The sequence below is a fragment of the Achromobacter sp. 413638 genome (assembly GCF_043119405.1).
Classification (GTDB): domain Bacteria; phylum Pseudomonadota; class Gammaproteobacteria; order Burkholderiales; family Burkholderiaceae_B; genus Achromobacter.
Genome location: NZ_JBICCO010000001.1, coordinates 90,232 through 104,289, shown reverse-complemented (window position 1 = coordinate 104,289; position 14,058 = coordinate 90,232). Strand labels below are relative to the sequence as shown.

Here is a 14,058-nt window from a genome sequence, read left to right as displayed (position 1 = left end):
ATGCTGAACCTTGCCGAATACCGCCAGCGGCCGGCGCTGCTGGCCGACTGGCTGCCTTGGGCCGGGCTGATCGCGCCGGGCGTCGTGCTGAACAAGGATGGCGCCTTCCAGCGCACGGCGCGCTTTCGGGGGCCTGACCTCGACAGCGCGACGCAGGGCGAGTTGATCTCCACGTCGGCGCGGCTGAACAACGCGCTGCGCCGCCTGAGCTCGGGCTGGGCGCTGTTCATCGAAGCCGAGCGCCGGCCCGCGGCCAGCTACCCGCACTCGGAGTTTCCTGAGCCGCTGTCCTGGCTGGTGGACGAGGAGCGCCGCGCCGCCTTCGAGGACTCGGGCAACCATTTCGAGAGTGGCTACCACCTCACGCTGGTGTACCTGCCGGCCGAGGAGTCGCGCGCCCGCGCAGCAGGGCTGCTCTATGAGAACCGACCCACCGAAGGCGTGGATTGGCGCGAGCGCCTAACTGCCTTCGTCGCGGAGACGGATCGCATCTTTGACCTGCTCGATGGCGTGATGCCGGAGATCGTCTGGCTCGATGACAGCCAGACGCTGACCTACCTGCATGCCACCGTTTCAACGCGGCGTTACCGCGTGGGCGTGCCCGAGGTGCCATTCCACCTCGACGCTCTGCTAGCCGACGCGCCGCTGATCGGCGGCCTGGCACCGATGCTGGGCGACCAGCATCTGCGCGTGGCGACGGTGCGCGGTTTCCCGACCTCGACCTGGCCGGGGATTCTGGACGACCTCAACCGCCTGGGATTTGGGTATCGCTGGAGCACGCGCTTTCTGTGCCTCGACAAATCCGAGGCGGAACGGGAGTTGGGGCGCTTGCGCCGCCAGTGGTTCGCCAAGCGCAAGAACGTCATCGCGCTGCTGCGCGAGACGATCTTCCAGCAAGAAAGCCCGCTGGTCGATACCGACGCCAGCAACAAGGCCACCGATGCCGATGCCGCCTTGCAGGAGCTGGGCAGCGATCAAGTGGCCTTCGGCTACGTGACAGCGACCGTCACCGTCATGGACGCGGATGCCGCCGTGGCCGACGAGAAGCTGCGCAGGGTGGAGCGCGTCATCCAGGGGCGTGGCTTCGTCACCATCCCCGAAACGCTCAACGCCGTGGATGCGTGGCTGTCGTCCATTCCGGGTCATGCCTACGCGAACGTGCGCCAGCCCATTGTCTCCACGTTGAACCTGGCGCACCTGATGCCGGTGTCGGCGGTATGGGCCGGGCCGGAGAAGAACGCGCACCTCGACGGCCCGCCGCTGATCGTCACGCGCACTGAGGGCGCGACGCCGTTCCGGCTGGTGACGCACATCGGCGACGTGGGCCACACGCTGGTGGCTGGTCCTACGGGCATGGGCAAGTCGGTGCTGCTCGCCACATTGGCGATGCAGTTTCGGCGCTATCGCGGCTCGCGCATCTTTGCCTTCGACATGGGACGCTCGATGCGCGCCACCATCCTCGGGCTGGGTGGCGAGCACTACGACCTCGGGATGGATGGCGAGATCGCGTTTCAGCCTCTCGCCCGCATCGACCGCGAGGGCTACCGCACCTGGGCCGCCGAATGGATCGAAGGGCGCTTGCGGCATGAGGGTGTAGCCGTCGGCCCCGAAGAGAAGGCCGCCATCTGGTCGGCGCTCGGCAGTCTCGCCGGTGCGCCGGTGGAGCAGCGCACGATGACCGGCCTGTCGGTGCTGCTGCAATCGAATGCGCTGCGCCAGGCGCTCGCGCCGTACGTGCTGGGCGGCGCCCACGGCAAGCTGCTGGATGCGGATTCGGATCGCCTGGGCGCCGGCTCCGTGCAGTGCTTCGAGATGGAGGAACTGATGCACAGCAAGGCCGCCGTCATGGCCGTGCTGCATTACCTCTTTGCGCGCTTCGATGAACGCTTCGACGGTGCGCCCACGCTGCTGATCCTCGATGAAGCGTGGCTGTTCCTCGATGACCCGGTGTTTGCGGCGCGCATCCGCCAATGGCTCAAGACGCTGCGCAAGAAGAACGTGAGCGTCATCTTCGCCACGCAGAGCCTGGCGGACATCAAGGATTCGAGCATCGCGCCCGCAATCATCGAGAGCTGCGCGAGCCGCATCTTCCTGCCCAACCCACAGGCGACCGAGCCGCAGATCAGGGTTATCTACGAAGGCTTCGGGCTGAACTCGCGCCAGATCGAGATCGTGGCGACCGCGCAGCCCAAGCGCGACTACTACTACCAATCCCGACTCGGCAACCGCCTGTTCGACCTCGACCTGGGCGCCGCGACGCTGGCCTTTGCGGGCACGTCCACGCCGCAAGACCAGCGCGACATCGACGCGGTGCTCGCTGCCGCTTCATCCGCTTCCACCCCGTTCGTAGCCGCGTGGCTGCGCCATCGCGGCCTGAATTGGGCCGCCGACCTGCTGTCCTCGTTCCCGTCCACCCATCTCCAGGAGAACCCATCATGAAAAAGCGTCTTCTCGCCGCCGCCGTCGCGGCCATGCTTTGCACCGCTACCGCCGTGCAGGCGCAATGGGTCGTGATCGACCCCACGAACCTCGTGCAGAACACGCTGACCGCGATCCGCACGCTGGAGCAGATCAACAACCAGATCAAGCAGCTCCAGAACGAAGCGCAGATGCTCATCAACCAGGCGCGCAACCTGGCCAGTCTGCCATCCAGCGTGGTCGGCCAGCTGCGCGCCAATCTGGCGACCACCCAGCGGCTGATCGCGCAGGCCAAGGGCTTGGCCTATGACGTGACGAATCTGGATCGGGAATTCCAGCGCCTGTACCCCGAGCAATACGCCGCCACCGTGAGCGGCAACCAGATGTACCGCGACGCGCAGGAACGCTGGAAGAACACGCTCGATGGCCTGCAGACCACCATGCAGATGCAGGCTCAGGCATCGCAGAACCTGAGCGACGACGAAGGCGTGCTGGCCGACCTCGTGGGCAAGAGCCAATCGGCGGTGGGCGCTTTGCAGGCGATGCAGGCCACGAACCAGTTGCTGGCCCTGCAGGCCAAGCAGTCGATCCAAACGCAGCGGCTGCAGATCACGCAGGATCGCGCGGGCTCGCTGGAACTGGCGCGGCAGGCCGCCGCCGTGGAGCGGGGCCGCGAGGTGAACCGGCGCTTCCTGGGTGAGGGCACGCCGTACACGCCGCGGTCCGTCGATTTCTACAGTCGTTGACGGAGCCAGGCCATGAACGACGTTTCGGTCATTGACCGCTTCCTCGACATCTTCTCGCGCTACATCGACTCGGGCTTCGGACTGTTGCATGGCGAGGTGGCGTTCCTGACCGCAACGTTGATCGTCATCGACATGACGCTCGCCGGGCTGTTCTGGGCGATGGGGCATGCCACCGGCCAGGGCGAGGACGTGATCGCCAAGCTGATCCGCAAGGTGCTGTACGTGGGTGCCTTCGCCTACATCATCGGCAATTTCAACACCCTGGCGGGCATCCTGTTCCGCTCATTCGCCGGGCTGGGCCTGACGGCCAGCGGCTCGACCTTGAGCATGGGCAACTTCCTGCAGCCGGGACGGTTGGCCAAGGCCGGTATCGACGCAGCGGCGCCCATCCTCGACCAGATCCGGGAGATGGCGGGCTTCCCGGAGGTCTTCATCCACATCGCGCCCATCGTCGTGCTATTTCTCGCTTGGCTGGTGGTCATCGTCAGCTTCTTCGTGCTGGCGGTGCAACTCTTCGTCACGTTGATCGAGTTCAAGCTGACCACGCTGGCGGGCTTCGTGCTGGTGCCGTTTGCCCTCTGGAACAAGACAGCGTTTATGGCCGAGAAGGTGCTGGGCAACGTGGTGTCCTCGGGCATCAAGGTGCTGGTGCTCGCCGTCGTCGTGGGTATCGGCTCAGGGCTGTTCGCCGAATTCAGGATACCGCCCGGTTCCGAGCCGTCCATCGACCAGGCGCTGGTCATCATGCTGGCCTCATTGTCCATGCTGGCCCTGGGCATCTTTGGGCCGGGCATTGCGACAGGCTTGGTGTCCGGTGGGCCACAGCTCGGCGCGGGCGCGATGGCCGGTGCTGCCATCGGCGCAGCCGGAACCGCCGTGGCGGTCGGTGCCGCGGCTACCGGCGTCGGAAGCGCAGTGGCGGCCGGGGCACGCATGGCACCCGCCGCCGCCCGCTCGATGGCATCGACCGCCAGCAGCGCCAAGTCGACGTACCAGGCGGGCTCCACTTCGGCCGGTGGCGGCCTGAAGGGTGCCGCCGCCGGCGTGGGCAATGTTGCCAAGACCGGCGCGCAGGCGGCCGGGCAGAAAGTCGCCGATGGGGCGCGGTCGATGAAGGAACGCATGGCGGCGGCCTTTCGGCCCGATGACGCGCCGGCCTCCGGCGCCGCGCACGCCGACCCTGACGCTAGCGGATCGGCTCCGTCTGCCGAACAACCCGCCTGGGCCAAGCGCCTGCACCGCAGGCAGCAACTCACCCATGCCGCGACGACCGCCGCCCACACGCTGCGCGGCGGCGACGGCGGCAGCTCCAGCCAGGGGCCAAGCCTGCGTGATTCCGATTCCTGATCTTGAAGGAGAACTCCCATGCGATTCAAAAGACCGCAGGTGCGCTATGCCAACACACCGCAGCCTGCTACCCCGTACCAATCCGCCGCCCAGGCCTGGGACGAGCGCATCGGCTCGGCCCGCGTACAGGCGAAGAACTGGCGGTTCATGGCCTTCGGCTGCCTCACTTTGGCCGTACTGATGGCCGGTGGCCTGGTCTGGCGTTCCGCGCAGTCCATCGTCACCCCCTACGTCATCGAGGTGGACAACTCGGGTCAGGTGCGCGCTGTCGGCGAAGCGGCCACGCCGTACCGGCCCAGCGATGCGCAGATTGCTTACCACCTCGGCCGCTTCATCGGTCTGGTGCGCTCGCTGTCCATCGACCCCATCGTGGTGCGGCAGAACTGGCTCGATGCCTATGACTACACGACCGACAAAGGCGCCGTGGTGCTCAACGAGTACGCCCGCGTGAACGATCCGTTCGCGCGTATCGGCAAGGAGTCGGTGACGGTGCAGATCAGCAGCGTGACCCGCGCCAGCGACACGTCGTTCAACGTGCGCTGGACGGAGACGCGCTTCGTCAACGGCGCGCTGGATCGCACCGAACGCTGGAACGCCGTGGTGTCCATCGTGCAGCAGACGCCGCGCACCGAGCAGCGCGTGCGCAAAAACCCCCTGGGCATCTACGCCAACGGGCTGTCGTGGAGCCGCGAACTGGAAGCGAACGAAGGAGCAAAACCATGAATGATCTTTTCCGTAAATCCGCCTTGCCGATCATGCTGCTTGCCCTCACGGGCTGCGCTACGCAGGGCAAGCCGCCGCCGTCCATCTCGCTCGATGAGCCGGTGCAGGCCCAGCCGCTGCCGGAGCCGCCTACGCCTGTGGAGGTAGTGGCTGTGCCGCAGGTGCTGCCGATGCCAGCGCAGATGAAACCTGTGCCGGATGCCAAGTCCGTCGCAGAACCCGCCGATGAAACCGTGCGCGTGTCTCGCGCCAACGCCGAGGCGCGTATTGCGCCCACGCGCGAGGGCTACGTCAACGCGATTCAAGTGTGGCCCTTCACAGATGGCGCGCTGTATCAGGTCTATGCGGCCGTGGGCCGCGTGACGGTGATCGCGCTCCAGCCTGGTGAGGAGCTGGTGACGGTGGCTGCTGGCGACACGGTTCGCTGGATCGTCGGGGACACGTCGAGCGGCAGCGGCGATGCGCTGCGCGTCAATGTGATGGTCAAACCGATCCGCTCGGGGTTGAAGACCAACCTAGTCATCACCACCAGCCGGCGCACCTACCTGCTGGAGCTGACTTCGACCGAGAAGACGTGGATGGCGTCGTTGTCCTGGGAGTACCCGAAGGACAAGATGCTGGCCCTGCAGCGCCAGGCGCAAGCGGCCAGCGCCGTCGCGCCGGTCGATAGCGGCCTGTCGCTGGAGAAGATCCGCTTCCGCTACGCGGTCAGCGGCAGCAATCCGCCGTGGAAGCCGCTGCGCGCCTTCGATGACGGCGGGAAGGTCTACATCCAGTTCCCGCCGGGCATCGCGCAGGGCGAGCTGCCGCCGCTGTTCGTCATCGGCGCGCAGGGCGACGGGCAGTTGGTGAACTACCGTTTTCGGTCGCCGTATTACATCGTGGATCGCCTGTTCGGTGCGGCCGAACTGCGCCTGGGCGGAGACAAGGGCGATGTGGTGCGGATCGAGCGCACCGATGGCGTTTCCGGTGGCACGCGGAGGAACTGACCATGAGCCAGGACGACACTCGCGATCTTGGCACGCCACAGGCGGGCAAGGTCGCGCCCGAGGCGGTGGCGCTGCGCGCCCAGCCGCGCCCGGTCACACGCCTGAATCGGCGCACCTTGGCCATGCTCACGGGCGGCCTGTCGGTCGCCGTGCTAGGGGCCACGATCTGGTCATTGCAGCCACATCGGCGCGGCGCAGGCGAGCAGACCGAGCTTTACAACGTGGATCGCGTCTCGAAGTCCGAGGGGCTGGATGGCCTGCCTTCGGATTACTCCAAGCTGCGGAAGGTGCCGGAGCTGGGGCCGCCGCTGCCGGGCGATCTCGGCCCTGCCATCGTGAAGGCGCAGCAGCCGGTGACACCCACGTATGCGCCACCGGGCCACGACCCGGAGGACGCTCGGCGCAAGGAAGCCGAAGCGGCAGCGGCTTCCTCGGTGTTCTTCCATTCTGGTACGCCCGGCAAGACCGCAGCGCCAGCGACTGCGCAAGCGGCTGGCCCGGCATCGACCTTGGCGGGCTTCGACCCGCTGGCCGCTGGGCCGGCCTCGACGGCTGCCCAGCCTGCCGACCCGACCGCCGTGCAGAACCGGCAAGACCAGAAAGAGGCTTTCCTGAAAGGCGGTTCTACGGAAACCCGCAATTCTGGCAATCTGCAAATGCCAGCCTCGCCGTACCAGATGATGGCCGGGACGGTGATCGCCGGGGCGCTGGTGACAGGCATCAAGTCGGACCTGCCGGGCGACGTGATTGGCACGGTGACGGAGCCGGTCTACGACTCGGCCACGGGCAAGTTTCTGTTGATCCCTCAGGGCTCGCGCCTCATGGGCAAGTACAACAGCCAGATGAGCTATGGGCAGAGCCGCGTGCAGGTGGTGTGGAACCGCATTATCTTGCCGGATACGTCTTCGCTGAAGCTCGACAACCTCGCGGGCGCCGACCCGGCCGGCTACTCCGGCCTGGAGGATGGCGTCGATTGGCACTGGGATCGCGTCTTTGCCGGTGCGGCGCTGACGACACTGCTGGGCGTGGGCGCGGAGCTGGCCGCGCCGGAGAACCGGCAGAACGGCAACCGCATCGTGATTGCCGGGCGCGACAGCGCGCAGGACAGCATCAATCAGGTCGGCCAGGAGATGACCCGGCGCAACATGAACATTCAGCCGACCTTGACGGAGCGGCCGGGCCTGCCGGTGCGGATCATCGTCAACCGCGATCTGGTGTTGCGACCGTACCAGCCGATGTTCTTCCAGCGGGGGGCGATGCGATGAGCACGACGAAGAAATTGCGGCTGGGGCCGCTGCCCAAGCTGGAGTCCACGAAGCTAACCTTTGCGTGCTCGGTCAGCCTGAAAGCCGACCTTGACCGCTATGCCGCGCTGTACGCGCAGGCGTATGGGGAGGCGGTCGATGCCACGATGCTGATCCCGTACATGCTGGAAACCTTCATGGCGGGGGATCGAGGATTCAAGCGCACGCAGACCAAGAACGAAAAAGCCGCCTCTGCTTGACAGAGGCGGCTCTTGAATTGGTGCCCGAGGCCGGAATCGAACCGGCACGCCTTGCGGCGGGGGATTTTCTTCCCACTTCGGCTTTCGCCGCCGCCGTCTCCGAAGAAACGGCGTTCGTGGGCTGGAGCACGCCTTCACCATAGCCTTTCGGCCGTAGGTGCCCGCCGTCTGCTCTCTACACCTTCCGAGGAGCCTTTCGGCTCCAGGGCTTGGCTCGGTATTAGCTCGGACTTGCGTCCAGGGCCTTCGCCGAGTTTGACGGGCTTCACCTCTGGGGTTTCCCCCGGAGGGCTCAAATTTGGTCTGAGTCCCCTGCGTCTACCAATTTCACCACTCGGGCATGACGCACGATGCTACTTCAACTATCTACTCCTCACTGGGAGCCAGCTTGCATCGTCCTGGCTCCTAGCTGACTCCTGGCTCGAAATGCAGGCATCTCGATCAAGAGGCGATTTATCACTCAATCCCTTGTCCCATGCGGCTTGGCAGGCAGTGACCTCAAGCAAGAACTACGTAGAAGTCCCTATTTTTGAGTCCCCTGCGTCTACCAATTTCACCACTCGGGCAGGAGGGTCGCGAGCGCGTCGGGGTTGGCAAAATGCTTTGGCACCATGCCTGGGCTGATGCCCGAAAGACGGCTGCGGGAGAAGCGAAGACCGCGATTATATGCGGCCTGGGAAAAATTGTCAGGCGGCGGCCCCGGGGTAGGGCGCTGTTGGCGGCTCGCCGACTAGCAAGCCTTGCCGGTAGCGGTAAGGCGCCGGACGGTTGTACCGTCCGGCCAGCGCCCGCCTATTTCTTCTCGGGCAGGAACCAGTTCATCACCAGCGCGCAGATGCCGCCGGTGGCCACGCCCGATTCCAGCACGCTCTTCACCGCGTGCGGCAGGTGCGACAGGATTTCCGGCACTTGCGACACGCCCAGGCCCAGGGCCAGCGACACGGCGATGATGAGCAGGGCGCGGCGGTCCAGGCGGATGCCGGCCAGGATGTTGATGCCCGACGCGGCCACGGCGCCGAACATCACCATGGCGGCGCCGCCCAGCACGGGCTCGGGCACGGCCTGCAGCACGCCGGCCACGGCCGGGAACAGGCCCAGCAGCACCAGCATGCCGGCGATCCACAGGCCGACGTGGCGGCTGGCGATGCCGGTGAGCTGGATGACGCCGTTGTTCTGCGCGAACACCGAGCTGGGGAAGGTGTTGAAGACGCCGGCCAGCAGCGAGTTGGCGCCGTTGACCAGCACGCCGCCCTTGATGCGCTGCATCCACAGCGGGCCTTCCACGGGCTGCTTGGACACCTTGCTGGTGGCGGTCACGTCGCCGATGGCTTCGAGCGAGGTGACCAGGTAGATGATCAGCATGGGCACGAACAGCGACCACGAGAAGCCCAGGCCGAAGTGCAGCGGCGTGGGCACCTGGAACAGCGCGGCTTCGCGCGCGCCGGTGAAGTCCAGGCGGCCCATCCAGGCGGCGGCCAGGTAGCCGACGGCCAGCGCGATCACCAGCGCCGTGCTGCGCACCCAGACCACGGGCACGCGGTTCAGCAGGATGATGGTGCCCAGCACCAGGCCGGACAGCGTCAGGTTCTCGGCGCTGGCGAAGGTGCCGTTGGCCATGGCGCCGAAGCCGCCGCCCATGCTGACCAGGCCGACCTTGATCAGCGTCAGGCCGATCAGCAGCACCACGATGCCGGTGACCAGCGGCGTGATCAGGCGCTTGACGAAGGGCAGGATGCGCGAGACGCCCATTTCCACGAAGGATCCGGCGATGACCACGCCGAAGATCGTGGCCATGACGGCCTCGACCGGCGTGCCCTGCTTGACCATCAGGGAGCCGCCGGCGATCAGCGGGCCAACGAAGTTGAAGCTGGTGCCCTGCACGATCAGCAGCCCCGCGCCCAGCGGGCCGAAGCGCTTGCATTGCACATAGGTGGCGATGCCGGAGATGACCAGCGACATGGACACGATCAGCGTGGTGTCGCGGCTGGACACGCCCAGCGCCTGGCAGATCAGCAGGCCGGGGGTGACGATGGGCACCAGGATCGCCAGCAGGTGTTGCAGGGCGGCGAGGAAGGCGACGGGGGCGGCGGGACGGTCGTCGGGGCCGTAGACCAGGTCGTGGCTGGGGGCGTCGGCGTCGTGCGCGTCGTGGGGGGCGGGTTGGGTCAGGGAGGCGGGTTGCATGGCGGATGGGCCGGCCAGGGACGGGGGGATGGGAAGAAAGTGCGGGATTTTAGCGGGGAAGCCCCCGCCGCGTGACCCCGCTGTCGCGGCGCGTGGACGGGCGGTCGGTCGGGGACGGGCCGCTTGCTAGAATCCCTTGCCGCCAACCCAGGGCCGGCCAGGGCGCGCAACCGCGCCCGCCGGACCGCCACGCCATGCGAAAAAGAGCCAAACGGATCGTCATCACGATCGTGCTGATCGTCGCGATCCTGCCCATGTTCCTGCTGTTCTGGCTGATGTCGGGCGATGACGAGAACTTCGCCACCATCGACCATGGGCAGTCCTATGGCAACAGCATCTACAAGCGCTACCAGGATGCCGTCTATGCCGCCGTGCCCAGCAACGGCTACTACCGCATCGACGCGGCGGACCCGGCGAGCTTCCAGGCCTTCGACACCGGCGCCTTCGACGGCAGGCAGGCCGGCCGGGACCAGCGTCACGTTTACTGCGGCAATCTGATCCTGCCGGACTTGCGGCCGGCATCGGCGCGCTACCTGGGCAACAGCTACTTCAGCGACGGCGCGGCCACGTATTTCTGTTCGATGCACAGCAGGCTCAACCGGGAGCTGGAGCCGCTGGACGAGTTCTGGCGGAAGATCCTGCACCGGGCCGGCGCGGGGCCCAAGCCGCAGACCTACCTGTATCCCTACGTGGCCCTGCCGGCCAGCGCCCGGCCCTATCGGCCGCTGCTGGACCGCGACCTGGCCACCGACGGCGCGCGCGCGTTCTATCGGGGCCTGGAGATGCCCCAGGCGAACCCCGCCACGCTCCGGCGCGTGCCGGCGGGCCGGGATGGCGACTTGCGGCCCAGCGATGATTTCTTCGCCGATGGGAGCCGCGTCTATTTCCACGAGCAGCCGCTGCCGCTGTCGGACGATCCCGCGCTGCACGCCTTCATGGTGGGCGACCTGTACCGGCAGCCCTATCTGCGCGACCCGCGCGACGGCATGGTGTACGTGGGCGCGCAGCCCTTCGACGCCGCGCATGCGCCGTACCGGCTGATCAACGAGAAAGGCCGGCACGTCTACCAGGCGCTGTTCGCCAGCAAGGACGGCCTGTATTTCTACAACACGCAGACGCGGCAGCTGGAACGGGCGGGCGACGATCCTTTCGCCTCGGGGGCGTATGCCGAGCTGTCGCCCTACGTCTATTCGGACGGCGCGCAGACGCTGTTCCTGCGGGCGGAGGAAGTCTGGGCCCGTTCCACCCGAGGCAGCGGCGGCGGGCTGGTGTCGCGCTCCACGCTGGTCAACCGGCTGCGGGACGCGCCGGACGGCGCGTGGATCAAGCGCGGCGTCGTGTATCACAACTTCGGCACGGTGTGGCAGAAGGGCGGCACGCTCTACTACTTCGACGAGATGGGGCCATCGCAGCTTATCTCCAACCCGATCTACCAGATCCTGGACCCCGTCGCGGCGGACTTCCTCTTGCGCTCGCAAGAGACGCGGCAGATCACGGCCGACGATATCCGCAAGCTGATCCGCGGCGGCAAGCTGGCGGTGCCGCAGTACGAGACCGTGCTGGAGGCCAAGACGCGCTACCGCAAGATCTTCTCGATTTTCTAGGTTGATTCAACGCCATGAACGCGACCATCGTCCTGTTCCTGATCGTCCTGCTGGTGCTGTGCATCGGCGGCCCGCTGGCGGGCCTGGCCGCGGTCAAGCGCGCCCATGCCTTTCGCATCCAGGATGGCCACCTGGTGGCGGGCCGCGTCGTCAGCCGGCGCTATCCGCTGGGCGACATCGAGCGGGTGGTGTTCTCGGCGCAAGGGTCGGAACGTGCCGGCTACGTCGGCGCCTTCGTCGTCCAGACCCGGCACGCCGGCAGCAGTGGGGAATACATCTTCAGCGTCGACAACATCCGCTTCCGCCGCGCGCCCAAGGCGGAGCTGGAGGCCAGCATCGAGACGCTGCGGCGGCAGCTGACGGACACGGGCATCGCCAGCGAGTATCGCGGCTGACCCGAGTCGCGAGCCGGCGGGCGAGGCTCGCCGACCCGCCGCGTGTGCTGGTTGGAGCGGATCAGCCGCCCGCCCTTGAAAGCCCGCGATTGGCCCCCACATCGGTAGGGTTTCCCGGATGACGCGCAGCCTTGCGGATCCGGTCCGAATATTCCGTCCCTAAATTTCCAACGCATACGCCTATACCCATGAGCCAAACCGCCACGCCGTCCGCGTCCGAAACCCTGGGCTTCCAGGCCGAGGTGAAGCAACTGCTGCACCTGATGATCCATTCGCTGTACAGCAACAAGGAAATCTTCCTGCGCGAGCTGGTGTCGAATGCCTCGGACGCCTGCGACAAGCTGCGCTTCGAAGCCATCGACCAGCCGTCCCTGCTGGAAGGCGACAGCGAGCTGGCCATCACGGTGCGCTACGACAAGGACGCCCGCAGCATCACCATCTCGGACAACGGCATCGGCCTGTCGCGCGAGGAAGCCGTGGCCAACCTGGGCACCATCGCCCGTTCCGGCACGCGCGAATTCTTCTCGCAGCTGACCGGCGACAAACAGAAGGACGCCCAGCTCATCGGCCAGTTCGGCGTGGGCTTCTATTCTTCGTTCATCGTGGCCGACAAGGTCACCGTGGTCAGCCGTCGCGCCGGCGCCAGCGACGCGATCCAGTGGGAATCCGACGGCCAGGGCGAATTCACCATCGCCGCCGCCGAAAAGGCCAGCCGCGGCACTGACGTCACGCTGCACCTGCGCGCCGACGAGGACGAGCTGCTCAACGGCTGGAAGCTGCGCGAGATCCTGCGCCGCTATTCCGACCACATCTCGCTGCCGATCCGCATGCAGAAGGAAGAGTGGGATCAGGAAAAGGGCGAGCAGGTCAAGACCGATGAACTGGAAACGGTGAACCAGGCCAACGCGCTGTGGGCTCGCAACAAGTCCGACGTGACCGAGGAGCAGTACCGCGAGTTCTACAAGACCGTCTCGCACGATTACGACGACCCGCTGGCCTGGACCCACAACCGCGTCGAAGGCCGCAGCGAATACACCCAGCTGCTGTACGTGCCCAAGCACGCGCCCATGGATCTGTGGGACCGCGACGGCCGCCGTGGCGTGAAGCTGTACGTCAAGCGCGTCTTCATCATGGATGACGCCGACCAGCTGCTGCCCTCGTACCTGCGCTTCGTGCGCGGGGTGATCGACTCGGCCGATCTGCCGCTGAACGTGTCGCGCGAGATCCTGCAGGAAAGCCGCGACGTGCGCGCCATCCGCGAAGGCTCGGCCAAGCGCATCCTGTCGCTGCTGGAAGACCTGGCCGAGAACCGCCAGGACGACTACGCCGCGTTCTGGTCCGAGTTCGGCCAGGTGCTGAAGGAAGGCGCCGGCGAGGATCAGGCCAACCAGGAGCGCATCGCCAAGCTGATGCGCTTCGCCTCGACCCACAGCGGCGATCAGGCGCAGACCGTGTCCTTCGCCGACTACGTGGCGCGCATGAAGGAAGGCCAGGACAAGATCTACTACGTCACCGCCGACACCTTTGCCGCCGCCAGCAACAGCCCGCACCTGGAGATCTTCCGCAAGAAGGGCATCGAGGTGCTGCTGCTGTCCGACCGCGTTGACGAGTGGATGCTGTCGTACCTGCGCGAGTTCGACGGCAAGTCGCTGGTCTCGGTGGCCAAGGGCGGCCTGGACCTGGCCGAGCTGGCCGACGAGGAAGAAAAGAAGCACCAGGCGGAAGTGGCCGAGGACTTCAAGCCGCTGGTCGAGCGCCTGCAGAAGACGCTGGAAGACCAGGTCAAGGAAGTGCGCGTGACGCTGCGCCTGGTGGATTCCCCCGCCTGCGTGGTGGTGGGCCAGAACGAACTCAGCCCGCATTTGCTGCGCATGCTCAAGGCCGCCGGCCAGGAAGCGCCCAACGTCAAGCCGGTGCTGGAGATCAACCCCGAGCACCCGCTGCTGGCCCGCATCCGCGCGGCTCAGGACGACGAGTTCGACCAGTGGGCCCGCCTGCTGCTCGACCAGGCGCTGCTGGCCGAAGGCGCCCAGATCGCCGACCCGGCGGCCTTCGTCAAGCGCTTGAATGCCTTGCTGCTGAAGTAAGCGGGGCGTGGGGTAAAGAAGGGGGGCGTCCTGCGGGACGCCCTTGTTCTTTTCCGGGGAC

At 66.6% G+C, this 14,058-nt stretch carries 11 protein-coding genes; 10 read left to right on the top strand and 1 reads right to left on the bottom strand.

What is annotated here, in order from left to right; translation table 11 throughout:
* From trbE to ACEU5R_RS00445, 7 genes are read left to right on the top strand one after another with little or no spacing between them, the layout of a single operon-like run.
* A complete protein-coding gene (trbE, locus tag ACEU5R_RS00475; protein ID WP_016452513.1) occupies positions 1-2,439 on the top strand; it encodes a conjugal transfer protein TrbE in 2,439 nt (812 codons plus the stop codon).
* The gene (gene trbJ, locus ACEU5R_RS00470) at positions 2,436-3,164 is read left to right on the top strand and encodes a P-type conjugative transfer protein TrbJ (protein ID WP_016452512.1); all 729 of its coding nucleotides are present in this window, start codon (positions 2,436-2,438) and stop codon (positions 3,162-3,164) included. The genes trbE and trbJ overlap by 4 nt, the downstream gene beginning before the upstream one ends.
* Positions 3,165-3,176: 12 nt before the next feature.
* Positions 3,177-4,511 (top strand): P-type conjugative transfer protein TrbL, encoded by a 1,335-nt coding sequence (gene trbL / locus ACEU5R_RS00465; RefSeq protein ID WP_016452511.1) that lies wholly within the window; start codon positions 3,177-3,179, stop codon positions 4,509-4,511.
* 18 nt (positions 4,512-4,529) lie between these two features.
* Positions 4,530-5,234, top strand: a complete 705-nt coding sequence (gene trbF / locus ACEU5R_RS00460) for a conjugal transfer protein TrbF (protein ID WP_016452510.1) — start codon at positions 4,530-4,532, stop codon at positions 5,232-5,234.
* On the top strand, positions 5,231-6,223 hold the full coding sequence (gene trbG, locus ACEU5R_RS00455) for a P-type conjugative transfer protein TrbG (protein ID WP_016452509.1): 993 nt from the start codon (positions 5,231-5,233) through the stop codon (positions 6,221-6,223). The genes trbF and trbG overlap by 4 nt, the downstream gene beginning before the upstream one ends.
* A 2-nt stretch (positions 6,224-6,225) precedes the next feature.
* Positions 6,226-7,488, top strand: a complete 1,263-nt coding sequence (locus ACEU5R_RS00450) for a TrbI/VirB10 family protein (protein WP_016452508.1) — start codon at positions 6,226-6,228, stop codon at positions 7,486-7,488.
* Entirely contained in the window at positions 7,485-7,727 is a 243-nt protein-coding gene (locus tag ACEU5R_RS00445) for a DUF2274 domain-containing protein (RefSeq protein WP_016452507.1), read from the top strand. The genes ACEU5R_RS00450 and ACEU5R_RS00445 overlap by 4 nt, the downstream gene beginning before the upstream one ends.
* A gap of 792 nt (positions 7,728-8,519) precedes the next feature.
* Here ACEU5R_RS00445 and ACEU5R_RS00440 read toward each other — a convergent pair.
* Positions 8,520-9,911 carry a uracil-xanthine permease family protein gene (locus ACEU5R_RS00440; RefSeq protein ID WP_103271231.1) on the bottom strand — a complete coding sequence of 464 codons (1,392 nt, stop codon included), beginning with the start codon at positions 9,909-9,911 and terminating at the stop codon, positions 8,520-8,522.
* 194 nt (positions 9,912-10,105) lie between these two features.
* Between ACEU5R_RS00440 and ACEU5R_RS00435 the strand changes: the two genes are divergently transcribed.
* From ACEU5R_RS00435 to htpG, 3 genes are all read left to right on the top strand, one after another.
* Positions 10,106-11,515, top strand: coding sequence for a DKNYY domain-containing protein (locus ACEU5R_RS00435; RefSeq protein WP_392408807.1), 1,410 nt, complete (start codon positions 10,106-10,108; stop codon positions 11,513-11,515).
* Between the two features lie 14 nt (positions 11,516-11,529).
* On the top strand, positions 11,530-11,910 hold the full coding sequence (locus ACEU5R_RS00430; RefSeq protein ID WP_392408806.1) for a hypothetical protein: 381 nt from the start codon (positions 11,530-11,532) through the stop codon (positions 11,908-11,910).
* 188 nt (positions 11,911-12,098) lie between these two features.
* Positions 12,099-13,997, top strand: a complete 1,899-nt coding sequence (htpG, locus tag ACEU5R_RS00425) for a molecular chaperone HtpG (RefSeq protein ID WP_392408805.1) — start codon at positions 12,099-12,101, stop codon at positions 13,995-13,997.
* The last annotated feature ends 61 nt before the right edge of the window (positions 13,998-14,058 follow it).